The following is a 599-nucleotide window of genomic DNA, read 5'->3' on the forward strand; positions in this document are numbered from 1 at the left end:
TTTTATGACAGCGTAACAGACAGAAGTTAAGTTACTAAAGTAGACAATTACTTGATATCAGAATTCCAGATTTTAGTTAATTGCCAAGGCGATTAACAAACCAAATTTGCTTGGTGACAATAGCGTTTTGGACCCACCTGACCCCATGCCGAACTCAGTAGTGAAACGAAACAGCGCCGATGATAGTGTAGCAGCTGCTATGTGAAAGTAGGTCATCGCCAGGCTCCAAATAAGAGAAAGCCCGATTCAAAAGAGTCGGGCTTTTTTGCGTTTGTAGCTTTCAGTTAGGTAGGTTGGGTAGAGCGGAGCGAAACCCAACACAATCCATGTGACCCTCTTCATAACCCATGATTAAAAATTCTTAAAATCTCTACTGGTCTAACAGCTTGGCGATCTCTAAAATGGCTTACTTCACCTTGCGCTAATACCATTCCGCTTAAATATCTGATCTAATATAGGCTATATAAAATCACCGGCTAATAACATTGAATTCAAACATATCTGAACAGCTTTTAGCGCTTTCTCGAAAAGAACCAAACGCACGAAAACGCATGCGATTGCTCGCAGTGTCTTTATTTTATGAGGGTAATAGCCGAACC

The 599-nt window shown here is 40.9% G+C and carries 1 rRNA gene; it reads left to right on the top strand.

From position 1 onward, the window contains the following. Positions 1-109 precede the first annotated feature (109 nt). Positions 110-224: ribosomal RNA gene (gene rrf, locus AOG27_RS20990) — 5S ribosomal RNA — on the top strand. Positions 225-599: the final 375 nt, after the last annotated feature.

This window comes from Pseudoalteromonas lipolytica (assembly GCF_001306915.1).
GTDB classification, from domain to species: Bacteria; Pseudomonadota; Gammaproteobacteria; order Enterobacterales; family Alteromonadaceae; genus Pseudoalteromonas; species Pseudoalteromonas simplex.